This is a genomic window from Hyalangium sp., assembly GCF_045802625.1.
Taxonomy (GTDB): Bacteria; Myxococcota; Myxococcia; order Myxococcales; family Myxococcaceae; genus Hyalangium.
The window spans coordinates 65,591-81,234 of the sequence record NZ_JBJMQP010000114.1; the positions used below are offsets into that span (position 1 = coordinate 65,591).

The following is a 15,644-nucleotide window of genomic DNA, read 5'->3' on the forward strand; positions in this document are numbered from 1 at the left end:
GATGGCTCCCGAATTTCTCTCCGAGTGCGAGCTCGCGCACTCGGGCCCTTGAGACGTCCTGACTTCGGATAACTTGCGCCGCGCCTGCTCGTTCCACCCGGAGAAGACATGACCACCGCAGGGATGCTCCGGCGGGCCGTGTGCGGCCTGCTGCTCGTGCTGAGCCTCTTGCCGACACGGATCCACGCCCAACAGACCGCCAAGCCCGTACTCCATGGCAAGCACTGGGTCGCCATCACCGGCAAGCCGCTCGCGGCCACCGCGGGCGCGATGATGTTCCAGAAGGGCGGCAACGCGGTGGATGCCACATGCGCGATGCTCGCCGCCGCCTGCACCATGTGGGACACGCTGAGCTGGGGCGGCGAGACCCAGGCCCTCATCTACGATCCGCGCACGAAGAAGGTGGTGGCCATCGACGCGCTCGGCGTGGCGCCCACCGGCGCCACGGTGGAGTTCTTCCGGAAGAAGAACATGCAGTATCCACCCGAGTTCGGCCCCCTGGCCGCCGTGACCCCGGGGACGCCGGGGGGACTGCTGGTGATGCTGGCGGAGTACGGGACGCTCTCGCTGAAAGAGGTGCTCGGGCCGGCGATCCAGATGGCGGACGAGGGCTACGCCATCGAGGCCCAGGCGGCCAACACCATCGAGCGGAACAAGGACAAGCTGAAGCAGTGGCGCTACTCGCGCGAGGTGCTGTTCACACACCCGGGCGAAGCCCGCGAGGCGCCCCAACCGGGCGAGGTGTTCCGGCAGAAAGACTTGGCGGCCACGCTGAAGAAGCTGGTGGAGGCGGAGCAGCAGGCGCTCAAGGCAGGCAAGAACCGCAAGCAGGCCATCATGGCCGCTTATGATCGCTTCTACCGGGGAGACATCGCCCACGAGCTGGTGCGCGGCGTCCAGGAGGAAGGCGGGCTGATCACGCTGGAGGATCTGGCGCGCTGGAAGGTCCAGATCGAGGAGCCCGTGAAGACGGACTACAAGGGCATCGAGGTCTACAAGCTGACCACGTGGGTGCAGGGGCCGGTGCTGCTCCAGGCGCTCAACATCCTGGAGCCGATGGACCTCAAGTCGATGGGCTACAACAGCGCCCGCTACATCCACACGCTCTACCAGGTGATGAACCTGGCCTTCGCCGATCGCGACTTCTATTACGGAGACCCGTACTTCCCTCCCGCGGAGCCCGTGCGCGGACTGCTCTCCAAGGACTACGCGAAGACGCGAGCCAAGCTCATCAACTGGGAGAAGAACGACCCGAGCGTGAAGCCGGGAGACCCCTACCCGTTCCAGGGAGACACCAATCCCTACCAGAAGCTCTTGGAGCAGTGGCCGCCCAAGCCGCCTCCCGCGGCCAACGGCGCGGCGGGCTCACAGCAGGCAAGCCTGGAGGACTTCGAGCGCACCTTCTACGCGGGGACGACGTCCATCCAGGCGGCGGACGAGAAGGGCTGGGTGGTGTCGGTAACGCCCAGCGGCGGCTGGCTGCCCGCGGTCATCGCGGGCCACACGGGCGTGGGCTTGAGTCAGCGGATGCAGAGCTTCGTGATGGATCCGGCGGAGAACCCGTTCAACGTGCTGGAGCCCGGCAAGCGGCCCCGAGCCACGCTGACGCCGACCCTGGCGCTGAAGAACGGCAAGCCCTTCCTCTCCATGGCCGTGCAGGGCGGAGACAGCCAGGACCAGAACCTGCTCCAGTTCTTCCTCGACGTGGTGGAGTTCGGGATGACGGTGCAGGAGGCGGCCGAGGCGGCCAACATCAACAGCTTCCAGATGCGCAACTCGTTTGGCGATCACACGGGGAAGCCGGGCAAGCTGCTGCTGCAGGAGCAGGTGCCTCCCTGGGTGCGCTCGGAGCTCAAGCGCATGGGCTATGACATGAGCTTCGAGGCCCGCACCTCCGGCCCGATCAACGCCATCTACTTCGACCAGCAGCACGGCACGCTGTGGGGTGGCTCCAGCCATCACGGCGAGGACTACGGCATCGCCTGGTAGCAGCCCGCTGGCCGCCTCTCCCCTTCCTGTTTCCCGCTTCTTGGAGACTCCATGTCCTTCGCATCACGCGGTCTCGTGGTCCTCGCACTGGTGGCGCTCACCGGGACGGCCAGCGCCCAGGCTCCGGCCCAACCTCCGAAGCCTCCGGATCCGGCCGCCGAGCGTGCCGAGTACATCCGCTCGCACTACTCCAAGTTCGAGTACCGCATCCCCATGCGGGACGGAGCGCACCTGTTCACCTCCGTCTACGTGCCCAACGATGCCACGGCGGCGAAGCGCTACCCCATCCTGCTCTCGCGCACGCCCTACACCGTCGCGCCGTATGGAGCGGATCGGTACAAGAACGCGCTCGGGCCAAACGCCGCCTACGAGAAGGAGGGCTTCATCTTCGCCTTCCAGGACGTGCGAGGTCAGCACATGTCCGAGGGCGAGTTCGTCAACATGCGCCCGCAGCTCGGCTCCAAGCCCGGGGCCAAGGACATCGACGAGAGCACCGACACCTACGACACCATCGACTGGATGGTGAAGAACGTGCCCGGCAACAACAACCGCGTGGGCATCTGGGGAATCTCGTACCCGGGCTTCTACACCTCGGTGGGAGCCATCGACTCGCACCCAGCGCTCAAGGCGGTGTCGCCCCAGGCGCCCATCGCGGACTGGTTCTGGGATGACATGCACCGGCACGGCGCCTTCAACCTGGTGCTGGCCTTCGACTTCTTCTCGTCCTTCGGCAAGGCCCGGCCCCAGCCCACCGCCAACGAGGCGTGGGAGCCCTTCGAGCACGGCACTCCGGACGGCTACCAGTTCTTCCTGGAGCTGGGACCGCTGAGCAACGCCGACTCGCGCTACTTCAAGGGGGGCATCGCGTTCTGGAAGGACGTCATCGCCCATCCCAACTACGACGACTTCTGGAAGGCCCGGAACGTCCTGCCCCACCTGCGCAACATCAAGGCCGCCGTGCTCACCGTCGGCGGCTGGTACGACACCGAGGACTTCTACGGGCCGCTGCACACGTACAGCGCCATCGAGAAGCAGAACCCCGGCATCACCAACATGCTGATGATCGGCCCCTGGTCCCACGGCGGCTGGCAGCGCACGGATGGCTCGTCGCTCGGGGACGCGGACTTCGGCTTCGCCACCAGCAACACGTACCTGGAGCTCTCGCTCGCCTTCTTCAAGTACCACCTCAAGGGAGGCGACAAGCCGGATCTCCCCGAGGCCATGGTCTTCGAGACCGGCACCAACCGCTGGCGCCGCTTCGACTCCTGGCCTCCGAAGAACGTGCGCGAGGCGCGCCTCTACTTCCAGCCCAAGGAGAGCCTCACCTTCACTGCCCCCGCCGGTTCGGGCGCGTCCCTCTTCGACGAGTTCATCAGCGATCCAGCCCGCCCCGTGCCCTACACCGCGGAGATCACCGCGGGCTGGACCAAGAAGTACATGACCGAGGATCAGCGCTTCGCCTCGCGCCGGCCCGACGTGCTCGTCTACACCTCCGAGCCCCTGGACAAGGACCTGACGCTGGCGGGCCCCCTGGAGGCCAACCTCTGGGTCTCCACCACCGGCACCGACGCGGACTGGGTCGTCAAGCTCGTGGACGTCAACCCGGGCAAGCTCCCCGGCTGGTCCAAGGCGGATGAAGAGGCCGGCAAGCCCAATCGGGGCGGCCAGCAGACGCTCGTTCGCGGCGAGCCCTTCCGCGGCCGCTTCCGCGACAGCTACTCCGAGCCCAAGCCCTTCAAGCCCGGCGAGCCGACCCTCGTCCACTTCGTCATCAATGACGTCTTCCACACCTTCCAGCGCGGCCACCGGGTGATGATCCAGGTCCAGTCCTCCTGGTTCCCGTACATCGATCGCAACCCGCAGACCTTCGTCCCCAACATCTTCGAGGCCAAGGAGAGCGACTTCATCCGCGCCACCCACCGCGTGTACCGCTCGCCATCCAACGCCAGCTTCGTCAAGGTCAACGTCCTGCCCTCGGCCGACGAGTGAGCCTCGCGCACGGGCAGCCTGGCCGCCCCCCTGACCTCCCAGGTCACTCGTGGCTCGCAGGCCGCAGCAGGTCCAGCCCTTCGGAAATTCCACTTCCGAAGGAATGGAATTCCCTCGAATCTTGAGAACCCCGCGTGAGCGAGGCCTCGACGCGGCTCGCCACGGCGCGCGTGGAGGCCGAAAATCTCCTGATCCGACGCGGCTTTACGCCCTACTACGCAAAAGTTTCAGGATTTCTCGCGCCACGGCGTTTTGCCTCTAGACGCAACTATGGGCCTGGGCCCACGATGATCATTCAAGACGTCAGTTAGTTGTACGCGGAGGGCGCGACCATGTGGATCGAGGCAATCGTAATGCCCCGTGAGAATGACTCCAGGCCCTACCGCCCCTCGCCGCGGCTTGACCGGCGTGCCGTGTACAAGGCCGGCTGCGAGGAGAGCCTGGAGTTCCGAGCCACGGTGCTCAACTTCCTGCAGGCCCACCAGCTCATGGGCGCCGTCAAGTGGGTGAGCGAGCCGGGTTCGCTTCCCATGGTGACGTTGCGCTGCCACGAGCGCGTGCTGGAGCGCCTGCGCAAGGCTCCTGAGTTCGAGGCGGGCCAGTCGCTGACCCTCGAGCTGCAGTCCTGAGCCGCCCGCGGTGCCGTCCGCGGGCCGCTCTCCTGATTGAACGGCCGAAATCCCGGTTTCGGTCTATCGCCGTAAAGCCCAATCGCGGCGCGGGGTTACACTCCAGCTCCTGAAACTTGCTGGTTTTTCCTGAAGTCCCGTCGCGGCGGGATTTGGTACCCCGTGGCGTTTGGACGCAACCATTCGGCGCGAGAATGCAACGCCGGTGGGATGCATCCAGAGCGAGCCTTGCTACTTTCGAGGCGCCAATCGGAGGGTGCCGGGAATGTGGATTGAGGCGATCGTGATGCCGCGGGAAGAGGACACGCCGTACCGCCCTTCGCTCCTGCGCGACCGCCGGGCCGTCTACGAGGTGGGCCGCCACGAGAGCCTGCAGTTCCGGGAGCGGGTGCTGAACTATTTGCAGTCGCGGCAGTTGATGAGCGCCGTCAAGTGGGTGAGCGAGCCGGGTTCGCTCCCCATGGTCACCCTGCGCTGCCAGGAGCGCGTGCTGGAGCAGCTGCGGCAGGCGCCTCAGTTCGAAGCGGGCAAGTCCCTGTCCCTCGAACTTCAGAGCTGACAGCAAGGCCTTGACAGCGGGCATTTGTGGCCTTGTGGAAGGCCCAGGGCTCGGCCATTCTCCGCGCCATGGGACGCATCTTCGAGACCCGCAAAGCCACGATGTTCGCCCGCTGGAACAAGATGGCGAAGCTGTTCACGCGGATTAGCAAGGACATCGCCATCGCTGTGAAGTCCGGGGGCCCCAGCCCGGACAACAACCCGGCCCTCCGCCGAGCGCTGCAGAACGCTCGAGCTGGCAACATGCCCAAGGACAAGGTCGAGGCCGCCATCAAGCGCGCCAACGGCCAGGACGCCAAGTCCTACGATGTGGTGCTCTACGAGGGCTACGGGCCGCACGGCATCGCCGTCATGGTGGAGACCGCGACCGACAACGTGGTGCGGACGGTGGCCAACATCCGCATGCACTTCAAGAACAACGGCGGCAACATGGGCACCACCGGCAGCGTCTCGTACATGTTCCAGCGCATGGGCGTCTTCCGGCTCGCGCCCGAGGGGTTGGATCTCGAGGCGCTCGAGCTGGACCTGATCGACCACGGGCTGCAGGAGCTGGGCGAGGGCGTCGGCGAGAAGGGTGAGAAGCAGATCATCATCCGCTGCGCCTTCAATGACTTCGGGCACCTCCAGTCCGCCATGGAGGCCCGGGGGCTCACTCCCCTCTCCGCGGAGTCCGAGTACATCGCCCAGAACCCCGTGGAGCTGCCAGAGGACAAGGCCACCGAGGTCCTCAAGCTCGTGGACGATCTCGAGCAGGACGAGGACGTCCAGCGCGTCTTCCACAACCTGGCGTGATGGCGGCGGGGCCCAGGGCTCGTGAGCTCCTGGGCACTGTTCCGTCGATGGACGATTTCGGGATCCAGCCGGTCCGCCAGTTTCAATAGTCCGACAGCACCCTTCTGGCCAGACGTCCGGCCCACCCGGGGTTCATCCCGGGCTGGCATTAGCGAGCTGTCATCCCATGAATCGTTCCCCCCGGGATCTCTTCCTGTGCGCCGTGGTGCTCGTCAGCGCGGCGTGCACGTCTCAGCCCCAGGTCTCTCCCCCCTCGGTCGTCAACCCGCGCTTCGATCCCGGCAATGCGCCACCCGTGGTGCCGCTGCCGAATGATCTCGCCACCGATCCGGCCACGGGTCTGCTCCACGTGGACCCGAATCCGGACGCCACGGACGCAGACAAGGCCTTCATCGCGTACCTCAACACGCTGAACGGCTTCCCGGCCAACAGCACCGCTACCGCCACCTTCACCGCGCCGATCGATCCCGCCTCCGTGACACCCGAGAGCGTCCGGGTGTTGGATCTCACCGATGGGAACGCGCCCGTGGCCGGCGTGACGCGGAGCTACACGGACCAGCCTGGCGATCCGGCCAACCCGGGGCTCATCAGCCTGACCGCTCCCGGCAACCTCTGGCTCCCGGGCCACATCTACGCTGTCGCGCTGCTGGGCGGCGAGCACGGCCTGAAGGGCGCCCACGGCGAGCCGGTGGTCGGGACTCCGACGTGGGCGATCCTCCGCTCCGAGCGCTCGCTGGTGACCTGCGAGGATCTGAGCTCGCCCGACTGCAAGTCGGTCACGGACATCCTCCCGTCGACGGAGCAGGATCCCGCGGCGCGAATCGAGGACCAGGCCCGGACGGCCATCCGGCTCGAAGGGATCCGGCGCCAATACAAGCCGACGGTGGATTACCTGATCGGCCAGGGTATTCCGCGTGAGGAGATCGCGCTGCTCTGGAGCTTCAAGATCACCGACCAGCCCATGGTGGTGTTCGAGCCGGCCGCCAGCCCGCCCAAGGTGCCGCTGCCCACCGACTTGGCCATCGATCCCACCACCGGCCTCATCAATGCGCCGGTGGACCCAGCCAGTTCCCCAGCCGAGCAGCAGTTCACCACCGAGTACCTCAACACCCTCTCCGGCTTCCCGTCCGCGACTACGGCGGGTGTGGACATCCTGGGTGGAGATCTCGACCTCGCCACCCTAACGTCCGCCAACGTCCGGGTGAGGGAGCTGTCCCCGTCGAAGGACGGTGACTCTCCGACCACGGTGGCCGCGACCCTCTCCTTCGATCCCGTGAAGAAGCGGCTGGTTGTCACCCCACCGAAAGGCCTGTGGCCGAAGGGCAAGACGTTCGAGGTGGCGGTGATTGGCGGCAGCGAAGGTCTGAAGATGAAGGACGGGCGCGCGCCGATAGGCAGCGCGGTCTGGGCGCTGATTCGCGGCACCGTCCCGCTCACCACCTGCGACGATCTCGCCTCCGCCGACTGCAAGAGCGCGATCACCCTCACGCCGATCGCGCCGGCTGATGCGGTGAGGCTCGAGGGCATCCGCCGGCAGTTCAAGCCGCTGCTCGATCAGCTCGAGTCCGAGGGCTTTCCGCGTGAGAGCGTGTCTCTGGTCTGGACCTTCAGCATCGCGCCGAACCCGGAGGCCTTCTTCGATCCCGCCAACCAGGTAGTGCCACTGCCCAACGACATCATCCGAGTCCCGGGAGAGGGCGGCCAGCCTGCCCACCTGGAGCTCCCGGTCCCGGATAGTGGCACCCCAGCGGCGATCGACCTGATCACGAAGCTGAACACGCTGGATGGCTTCTCCACCACCGCGCCCGTGGTCTCTGAGACCAGCGATCCGCGTGGCGTGCTCGACGAGGGTGAGCTGGACGCGGGCACCCTCGACGCGGGGGTGGGCTTCTTCAAGGTGTCGCCCGGCGGCGACGAGCCCCAGGTGCGCATCTGCATGGGCTGCGCCTCCAGCCCTCTGGGCGATGGAGGGACTCCGAGCTCGCCTCAGCAACTGCAGATCGTGCCGCAGGTGCCACTCGATGAGCAGGCGACGTATGCGGCCTACCTCTCCACGGACCTGCAAGACACCGAGGGGCGGCACCTGATCGCCGATCCCGCCTTCGCGCTCCTGCGCTCGACGACGCCCCTCGTGGATGCGACCGGCAAGACGCTGGTGTCACTGATCAGCGACGATCAGGCCCGCCAGTTGGAGCCGGTGCGGCTCACGATGAAGCCGGTGCTCGACGCGATCGCCGAGCGCGGAATCCCGCGCGGCAAGATGGCGCTGGCGTGGGGCTTCACCACCCAGAGCATCCGCTCCGGAGTCGAGCAGCTCTATGCCCTGCCCGCCTCGCTAGGCAGCGCGCTTCCGGACACGGTGGTGGACCTGAGCAACAAGAACACCGTCTACAAGAGCTCGTTCAACCCCTACCCCTACAACTCGATTGGTAACGTCTACGTCGGCCACCTCTCCATCCCCAATGTGCTGACCGGCCCCGGTGGGACCGCCGACCCCGCCCACCCGCGCATCGAGCAGATCTCCTTCTACCTGACCACGCCGTCCACCGCGGCCCCGGCCTCGGGTTACCCGGTGGTGATCTGGGGACACCCCATCACGGCGTCCAATGTCAGCCTGCTCGCGATGGCGAACTCCCTGGCGGCCGCGGGCAAGGCGCTGATCGCCATCGATCTTCCCTGGCACGGTGAGCGCAGCACTTGCGCGGGCTCCAAGGGCTCCACCGCACTCCCCGCCGCTACCAGCGACAACGACGCCTGCGCCAGCGGCGCCACGTGCAACGAGAACACCGGCAAATGCACGGCGACCAGCGCTGGCTCTGTCTGCATCCCGGGCGGGACGGGAGACTTGCTGTGCCAGGGTCAGAACCAGGGCTTCTGCCTGTCGTCGGGCCGCTGCGAGGGCCCCGCCTTCCTGCTGGACTCCACGACCCACGCGCCGGTGGTCTCGGGTTGGAACTTCATCTCGGCGAACCTGTTCGCGACGCGAGATGCCTTCCGGCAGCACGCGGCGGACCTCGCGCAGTTGGAGCGAGTCATCCAGGCTTCCGGTACCAACAGCCTGAACACGAGGCTGGGTACGGAGAAGCTTGATCCCAACCAGATCCACTACCTGGGCATGAGCCTGGGCGGAATGGTGGGCGCCATCTCCACCTCCGTGTCGCCGAACATCCACCGCGTGGTGCTGAACGCGGCGGGAGCGGACCTCCCCAGCCTGCTGCTGAACGGACTGACGCCCGAGGCTCGCGCCTTCTTCCTCCAACAGGCCGCCGCCAACGGACTGGCCCCCGGCACGCCAGCGTTTGACCAGTTCATCACCGCCATGCAATGGGCGCTGGATCCAGGCGATCCCGCCAACCACGCACCCTTCCTGCTCCAGCGGCCCGGTGTCCCCGTCGACCGAAAGGTGATGGTTCAGTACGTCGAGGGCGATCCGGTGATCCCCAACGCCAACACGCTGCGGATCATCTCCGCGGCGAACCGCTCGGCCAGCGGGCCTCGAGTGGGCGTGGTGGTGAACACCGCTACCTCCGATCAGACCGGCAAGGACCGGCACATCTACCTCATCAACCAGACCTACCCCACTCTGATGAACCAGGCCCAGCAGCAGGTGGTGAACTTCCTGAACACGGGAGTGGTGCCATGAGAGGCATTGCGGCGTTGCTCTCACTCTCCCTGGCGGCGACCGCTCATGCGGCGGGCTTCGCTGTCGACACCCATGGTGGCAAGGCCACCGGGTTGGGTACGGCGATCACTGCGCACATCGATGACCCGTCCGCGGTGTTCTACAACCCGGCCGGACTGCTCCACCTGGAAGGCCTCCAGGTGATGGCTGGCGCCACCCTGATCAACCCCAGCCTGCACATCACCTCCCAGCAGACCGGGACGACGTCCTCCAACCGCTTCGCCATCGTCCCACCGCCTCACGCCTACGTCACCGCGCGAATCTCCGACTCGCTCGCCGCGGGGCTGGGTGTGTTCACCAACTACGGCAGCGCGGAGGAATGGTCTCCCGACTGGGAGTTCCGCTATCGGGCGCTCACCTCGGCGCTGACGACGTTCGACGTCAACCCCGAGGTGGCCTACCGCGTCCACGAGCGCGTGCGCCTGGGCGCCGGCCTTCAGATCGTGCACGCCACGGTGCAGATCGGCCGGAAGCTCAACTTCGTCGACTCGGATGGGCAGGTCACCCTCTCCGGAGCCGCCACCGGGCTTGGCGCCAACGCGGGCCTCCAGGTGGATGTGATCCCGAACCTGCTCTCGGCCGGGCTGGCCTACCGCTCGGGGGTTCGCCTTCCATTCACCGGCTCGGCGCACTTCGAGAATGTTCCGGTCGAGTTCGCCAACATGGTCCGGGATCAGCCGCTGAGCACCAGCATCCGGACCGCGGACACGGTGTTCGCCGGAGTGGCATTCCGCCCGCTGGCGAACCTGACCCTCGCGGCGGACGCGCACTACTACCGGTGGTCCACGATGAAGGCCATCACGGTGGACTTCGAGGATCCATCACTGAGCCAGAACCTCCCCAAGCGCTGGCATGACACGGTGAACTTCCACCTCGGCGGCGAGTACCGCTGGAGCCCCAAGCTGGCGCTGCGGCTGGGTACCGTCTATGACCCCACGCCCAGCCCGCTGGATACGCTGACGCCCGATCTGCCGGATTCGAACCGGCTGAAGGTCACCGCCGGTGTCGGCTATACCGGCGAGCGCTTCCGCGCCGACGCGGGCTACCAGTTGGTGCTGCTGCGCCCTGAGCACAGCACCGCGCCGGGTTACGAGGCCGACTATGCCGGTCGGGCGCACGTGCTGGGATTGAGCGTGGGTTACAAGCTCTAGCGAAGGACACGCGTTCTTCTCAGGGCAGCCATGCAGCCCGCTCGCCCGCTCGCCAGGCAGCTTCTCTGTGCCTCTCTGCTCCATGCCTACCCTTCAGGCATGGCAACACAGCCCGAGGGACACTCCGAAAGCAGCGGCGCGGCCCTGGTCGCCATCGGCGTCTTCAAGTTGGTGAAGGTGGCGCTGCTGGTGGCGCTCGGGGTGATGGCCTTCAAGAGCCAAAAGGAGGACATCCCGGCGCTGGTCATGCACTGGGGAAGCGCCTACACCGGGCCAGCCGTGCAGCGGTTGGTGGCGCTCTTCGCTGGCAAGGTCGCGGAGACGGATCCACGCAAGATGCAGGAGCTGGGCATCGCGGCGTTCGCCTATGCAGCCGTCTTCACGGTCGAGGGTGTGGGGTTGCTCATGCGGCGGCGCTGGGCGGAGTACCTCACCATCGGCGTCACGGCCTCGCTGCTGCCGTTTGAGATCTACGAGTGCATCCACCACTTCACCGCCACCAAGGTGGCCACGCTGGTGGTGAACGTGGCGGTGCTCGTCTATCTCTTCTGGCGCGTGCGCCACCACGAGTCACGCAAGCCCTCCAGACGCCCGCACCACCGGCCCGCGCACGCCTGAGCCTCTCGGGCTTTGTGTTTCGGGCAGTGCACTTTCTTTCGGGAGGACCGATGAGTTCTCCCGCCCGGTGCCGTCTGCCGTCTATAGGGCCAAACCCCTGAGGGAGGCCCAGATGCCAGCGAACCGTTCCCGCAAGATCTTCGTCAACCTGCCCGTCCGAGACCTGAAGCGCTCGATGGAGTTCTTCACCAAGCTCGGCTTCGCGTTCAACCGTCAGTTCACCGACGACAAGGCGGCGTGCATGATCCTCAGCGAGGAGGGGTACGTGATGCTTCTCTCCGAGGAGCGCTTCAAGGACTTCGCCAAGAAGCCGATCAGTGACAGCCGCACCTCGACCGGGGGCATCTTCGCGCTCTCGGCCAGCAGCCGCGCCGAGGTCGACGAGATGGTCAAGACCGCGCTCGCGTCGGGCGGAATGCGCGCGGCCGCCCCCATGGACCACGGCTTCATGTACGGCTGGAGCTTCTTCGATCCCGACGGACACCACTGGGAGGTGATGTGGATGGACCCGGCGGCGATCCAGAAGTGAAGGATCACCCATGATATGGGGCGGGTGCGCACCGACAGAGGGTTTCAGAAGGAGAGCACAGCATGACTCGTTCAGGGCACGTCTCTCCCCACCTGCTGACGGCACTCCGGTGGAGCCCCGCGATTGTCCTCGGAGTTCCCGCGCTCCACCTCGCCGTCAGGTCCGCCACGGGCCATGAGGGGAGCGGGCACCGCGCCTGGTTTCTCCTGGCACTGGGGGCGGCCGAGGCGATTGGTGCCGTCTTCCTCCTCATCCCCGTGTCCCGACGGCTCGCCGCATGGGCGCTGGCGGTCATCCTCCTGATCGCATCGGGGTTTCACGCCCTGGGAGGAGAACTGCCACCGCTGGCCTTCCTGGTGTATTGGGCGGCCATCGCCGTGGTCGCGACGACCTCTCCCCAGGGGCCCGGCAAGGAGTAGAACCGCGCTGAGGCCGCCTCATCTTTGGCCGTCGCGTAGACCAATGGGGTCGCCGCGTCACCCGCCCGGCGACGCCAACAGCGCGGCCACTCGACTGACCATGAAGTCGACGAACCGCTGCGTGAGCTAGGCAGCGGGGCCGCTCCCCAAGCTCACCCGCTCTCGGGAGGACCGAACGGCCTTTCCAGGGCAGGTTTACGTGCCTGCCTTGCCCCTACTCCTGGAGCATCCCTTTCCACCGCATACCCTTCCCCCACGCTGTGAGCCTGCATGGTTGTACAGCACCCTGTCTACATCGTGCGCGAGCTTCAGGGTGCGGGCTGCACGGGATGACCCTGGAGGGGGTGGTCTTCCCTCAACCACCGGGCTCTACTGCGCTCTGACTCCTCGCCTGTGAGAGTGAGTGGAGGAAGATCGGCATGAAGGCTCGTGTTTGCAACCTGCTCGCGTCCCGCGCTACCCGGAACGGAGTAGTGCTGGCGCTCTGGGGACTGCTCGCAGGCTGCGCCACCACCGGAGTGGGACAGCCTGGGGGCGCATCTCCCTCTGCTCGGCGGGCGCGAGTCCTTCTGGCCATGGGCGACGGCTCCGATTCCAGCGGAGAGTCCTCCGGGCAAGCTGTCCAGGGCTACAACGTCCCTGGCAGGACCCCAGACTCGCAAGCGCCCTGGGAGTTCTTCATGGGTAACGCCGCACACCGGCTGATTACCTACATGTACAAAGTGAATCACCCAGAAAGTACGGTCTACTTCAACACCAAGACTCTGGCCACCATTGTGCAGGATTCAAGGGTGGGAGCACCGTCCCGCCTGCAGCAGAACGAACGGGAACTACGCCCGGACATCACTGACATCTCCATGTGGTTTGTCTTTGAAATCAAACCCGCGAACGCGCGAGGCCTTCAAGAAGGGCGCCAGGAGGTGCGGATGTATCTGGCTGCGTTGAACCGGGCTGTGGCGCCCGGCGCGAGTTTCACGGGAGGCACGGAGTTTCAAGGCCAGATCCTGATCCGATTTGCTCGAGGCGAGTACATCTGGCGCCTGGAGTGGCAGACCTCCGAGCCGGGAATCACCCAGTACCGGTGGACTCGCAGTCAGCGGCGCTTCGAGTCCGAGAGAGCGGCCTACGACGACGGGCGGTGGGTGGAACTTACCGTGGAGGAACTGCGACAGTACGGCGGATGGGTGGGACAGGCTGTGGAAGAGATGGTCACTCGCCGCGAGCAGCTCGCCACCGTCAGCGGGGCTGTTGGCGTGGTGATCGACATCATCGGCGAGAGCGCGAGGGTGATCTTCGCGGGAGCGATCCTCGGACGCATGAGTTCAGGCCCGGGCGCCCAGCAGCCACCTACTCAGGGAGGTGGCCAGGTCATCCCGTTCCCAGCGCGTCCTCCGGCCCAGGTGCCCCCGGTGCAACTACCCGCAGCCGCCAACGGCCTGTGACAAGGAGCGTGTAGCCCGCATGTCCTCTGTGCTCCTGTCTCCTCATCGAGCACTCACTTTGGTAGGACGCATGCCATGGAGACTGAACAACCTCGCTCTCTGCATATGCCGACGTTCCTGCATGGCACCTTCACAGCGGTGGCCCGCAAGACTCGGAAGGAGGGCCGCCGATGTGGCGATCAATACCTCCAGAATGGAACCTTCCCTTATCCCCGCGAGATGCTGGAGGTCCCTGCTGGCGAGGTGGTGATTGCTCATGAGGCGGTCGACTTTCTGCGGGAGCGCCCAGCTTGGCGGCTGTACATGGCAACGGGCGTCGCGACCGGTTTGTACGAAACCCTCGATTGGCAGAACACGTTTCAGGTAGGCGATGCCTTCGAGGAGTTCTGCCGAGAAACGGCCTGGGGAGCGCTGCACTTCGCGGTCGCGCAGACAGCGCCACACAGTGCGCAACGTACGGCACTTCGCCTCCGGGCGGTGCTACGCTTCTGGGAGCAGCTCCAGTCTGTGCGCTATCTCTTCACCTCGCCCCAGGCCGCACTCACTCTGGAGGAGGTGATGACCGCCGCCCGCGGTTGGGCCATGGATGCATGGTGCCCCGTGGGAGATGCCTCGGTCCGCGAACGCTTGGAGCAGGCCGCGGAGCGGATGGCGCGGGCTACCAGGGAGGACTGCCTCGAAGCCATCCTCCGGCAGTTGCCTCGGGCGTTCGCGGCAGCACGGGATCTGAAGCACCGGAATCTGCTCACGGACCCAGCACTCCTGCGCCGACGCTTCGCCTCGCTCGAGCCGGCCACGTTCGAGCGGGTGTCGGGGGCGGCCACCCCTGAACTCCTAGGCCAGTTGTACGCGTGGGACCAGCAGCTCGGGAAGCAATAGGAAGCGGGTGTCGCCCATGGGTATAAGGGGCATACCCGCACAGTCGGTCATCATAGCAAGGAGCAAGGGATTGGCCTACCACAGAATCCGCCAGAGCATCATGGGTTTCCCTACTGGCTTGCAAGACCGCCAACAGGCCGCTGGCGCACTGGACACCGTGCGGAAAGTTCAGTGGGGCAACTTGCGCATTTTTCTCTCTGACGCCAGCAATCGCTCTTTGCGAAGCTTCTGTTAGAACGGCTCATGAATACATACATTGCCTGTTGGACGATTCGGGGATTGAAGGAGTGAAGACGTGAATCAAGCTGACGAAGATCTATTCGGCGAGCGAGCATCCGGATGAAGCGACTACGCTCATCGTAGCTACGGCGCCCCGAATAGCCGACCGAGCTAAGAAAAGCTTCGACGTTTGAGTCCACGACCACATATCGCGTCCAGTCGATCCCGTCGACCCAAGGCGCACCCGACGTTAGGTCTGGATTGCTCACAAGAGCGAGAAACATCGAAGCAATTTTAGAACTGACCCTGAATACCTCACAGAGCCTCCTCTTCAGGGCTTCGGCTCGTTCAGCAGGAGAGTGATACGCCTTTGCAACCTGCTCGCGAAGATCCGGCAAGTCACGCGCTCCAATGTCATCAAGCAAAAGCGCGGCAGAGGTGGGGTATTTTCCAAAGTCGCCATACCGCTTCATCAGCGCAGTATGCCGCTTGAGATCTGAGGCATCCCCTCATAAAAGTCCGAGGCTTTCGCGGAAGACGGGCTGTTCGCAGACAAGTTGAGCGAAGCGCTCGAGCAGCGGGAGCAGGCGGTGCTCGGGCATGTTGGGGATGGCTTGGTAATACATGCAGCCCTGGCGGAAGAGCGAGTAGGTGCGACGCTTGACGGTGTTGGCCTTGAGGTAGCGCTCCATGCCCAAGCTCTCGCCAGCCGCGCCCAGCAGCGTCAGCAGGGCGCAAGCCAAGGCGC

The 15,644-nt window shown here is 65.7% G+C and carries 12 protein-coding genes and 1 pseudogene; 12 read left to right on the forward strand and 1 reads right to left on the reverse strand.

Going from position 1 to position 15,644, the window contains the following annotated elements; genetic code table 11:
- Positions 1-108 precede the first annotated feature (108 nt).
- From ACJ8AT_RS21355 to ACJ8AT_RS21410, 12 genes are all read left to right on the forward strand, one after another.
- Positions 109-1,989 (forward strand): gamma-glutamyltransferase family protein, encoded by a 1,881-nt coding sequence (locus ACJ8AT_RS21355; protein ID WP_407739634.1) that lies wholly within the window; start codon positions 109-111, stop codon positions 1,987-1,989.
- A 51-nt stretch (positions 1,990-2,040) separates the two neighbouring features.
- Positions 2,041-3,978 carry a CocE/NonD family hydrolase gene (locus ACJ8AT_RS21360; protein WP_407739635.1) on the forward strand — a complete coding sequence of 646 codons (1,938 nt, stop codon included), beginning with the start codon at positions 2,041-2,043 and terminating at the stop codon, positions 3,976-3,978.
- Between the two features lie 353 nt (positions 3,979-4,331).
- The gene (locus ACJ8AT_RS21365) at positions 4,332-4,607 is read left to right on the forward strand and encodes a hypothetical protein (RefSeq protein ID WP_407739636.1); all 276 of its coding nucleotides are present in this window, start codon (positions 4,332-4,334) and stop codon (positions 4,605-4,607) included.
- Between the two features lie 265 nt (positions 4,608-4,872).
- Positions 4,873-5,166: a hypothetical protein gene (locus ACJ8AT_RS21370; RefSeq protein WP_407739637.1), complete on the forward strand. Its 294-nt coding sequence runs from the start codon at positions 4,873-4,875 to the stop codon at positions 5,164-5,166.
- A gap of 68 nt (positions 5,167-5,234) precedes the next feature.
- Positions 5,235-5,957: a YebC/PmpR family DNA-binding transcriptional regulator gene (locus ACJ8AT_RS21375; protein WP_407739638.1), complete on the forward strand. Its 723-nt coding sequence runs from the start codon at positions 5,235-5,237 to the stop codon at positions 5,955-5,957.
- Between the two features lie 166 nt (positions 5,958-6,123).
- On the forward strand, positions 6,124-9,600 hold the full coding sequence (locus tag ACJ8AT_RS21380) for a hypothetical protein (RefSeq protein WP_407739639.1): 3,477 nt from the start codon (positions 6,124-6,126) through the stop codon (positions 9,598-9,600).
- Positions 9,597-10,790 carry an OmpP1/FadL family transporter gene (locus tag ACJ8AT_RS21385; protein WP_407739640.1) on the forward strand — a complete coding sequence of 398 codons (1,194 nt, stop codon included), beginning with the start codon at positions 9,597-9,599 and terminating at the stop codon, positions 10,788-10,790. The genes ACJ8AT_RS21380 and ACJ8AT_RS21385 overlap by 4 nt, the downstream gene beginning before the upstream one ends.
- Before the next feature lie 99 nt (positions 10,791-10,889).
- Positions 10,890-11,408 carry a DUF2127 domain-containing protein gene (locus tag ACJ8AT_RS21390; RefSeq protein ID WP_407739641.1) on the forward strand — a complete coding sequence of 173 codons (519 nt, stop codon included), beginning with the start codon at positions 10,890-10,892 and terminating at the stop codon, positions 11,406-11,408.
- Between the two features lie 112 nt (positions 11,409-11,520).
- Positions 11,521-11,937: a VOC family protein gene (locus tag ACJ8AT_RS21395; RefSeq protein WP_407739642.1), complete on the forward strand. Its 417-nt coding sequence runs from the start codon at positions 11,521-11,523 to the stop codon at positions 11,935-11,937.
- A 62-nt stretch (positions 11,938-11,999) separates the two neighbouring features.
- Positions 12,000-12,356, forward strand: coding sequence for a hypothetical protein (locus tag ACJ8AT_RS21400; RefSeq protein WP_407739643.1), 357 nt, complete (start codon positions 12,000-12,002; stop codon positions 12,354-12,356).
- A 575-nt stretch (positions 12,357-12,931) separates the two neighbouring features.
- Positions 12,932-13,798 (forward strand): hypothetical protein, encoded by an 867-nt coding sequence (locus tag ACJ8AT_RS21405; RefSeq protein ID WP_407739644.1) that lies wholly within the window; start codon positions 12,932-12,934, stop codon positions 13,796-13,798.
- Positions 13,799-13,903: 105 nt separating this feature from the next.
- Positions 13,904-14,677 (forward strand): hypothetical protein, encoded by a 774-nt coding sequence (locus tag ACJ8AT_RS21410; protein WP_407739645.1) that lies wholly within the window; start codon positions 13,904-13,906, stop codon positions 14,675-14,677.
- Positions 14,678-15,405: 728 nt separating this feature from the next.
- Here the strand turns inward: ACJ8AT_RS21410 and ACJ8AT_RS21415 are convergent.
- Positions 15,406-15,644 (reverse strand): annotated as a pseudogene (locus tag ACJ8AT_RS21415) (IS4 family transposase); the annotation flags it as partial.

Bases quoted from the DNA above. Each gene is read 5' to 3' on its own strand.
- ACJ8AT_RS21365 (WP_407739636.1), top strand. From the start codon at position 4,332: ATGCCCCGTGAGAATGACTCCAGGCCCTACCGCCCCTCGCCGCGGCTT.
- ACJ8AT_RS21410 (WP_407739645.1), top strand. From the start codon at position 13,904: ATGCCGACGTTCCTGCATGGCACCTTCACAGCGGTGGCCCGCAAGACT.
- ACJ8AT_RS21380 (WP_407739639.1), top strand. From the start codon at position 6,124: ATGAATCGTTCCCCCCGGGATCTCTTCCTGTGCGCCGTGGTGCTCGTC.
- ACJ8AT_RS21395 (WP_407739642.1), top strand. From the start codon at position 11,521: ATGCCAGCGAACCGTTCCCGCAAGATCTTCGTCAACCTGCCCGTCCGA.
- ACJ8AT_RS21390 (WP_407739641.1), top strand. From the start codon at position 10,890: ATGGCAACACAGCCCGAGGGACACTCCGAAAGCAGCGGCGCGGCCCTG.
- ACJ8AT_RS21355 (WP_407739634.1), top strand. From the start codon at position 109: ATGACCACCGCAGGGATGCTCCGGCGGGCCGTGTGCGGCCTGCTGCTC.
- ACJ8AT_RS21360 (WP_407739635.1), top strand. From the start codon at position 2,041: ATGTCCTTCGCATCACGCGGTCTCGTGGTCCTCGCACTGGTGGCGCTC.
- ACJ8AT_RS21405 (WP_407739644.1), top strand. From the start codon at position 12,932: ATGGGCGACGGCTCCGATTCCAGCGGAGAGTCCTCCGGGCAAGCTGTC.
- ACJ8AT_RS21400 (WP_407739643.1), top strand. From the start codon at position 12,000: ATGACTCGTTCAGGGCACGTCTCTCCCCACCTGCTGACGGCACTCCGG.
- ACJ8AT_RS21375 (WP_407739638.1), top strand. From the start codon at position 5,235: ATGGGACGCATCTTCGAGACCCGCAAAGCCACGATGTTCGCCCGCTGG.
- ACJ8AT_RS21370 (WP_407739637.1), top strand. From the start codon at position 4,873: ATGTGGATTGAGGCGATCGTGATGCCGCGGGAAGAGGACACGCCGTAC.
- ACJ8AT_RS21385 (WP_407739640.1), top strand. From the start codon at position 9,597: ATGAGAGGCATTGCGGCGTTGCTCTCACTCTCCCTGGCGGCGACCGCT.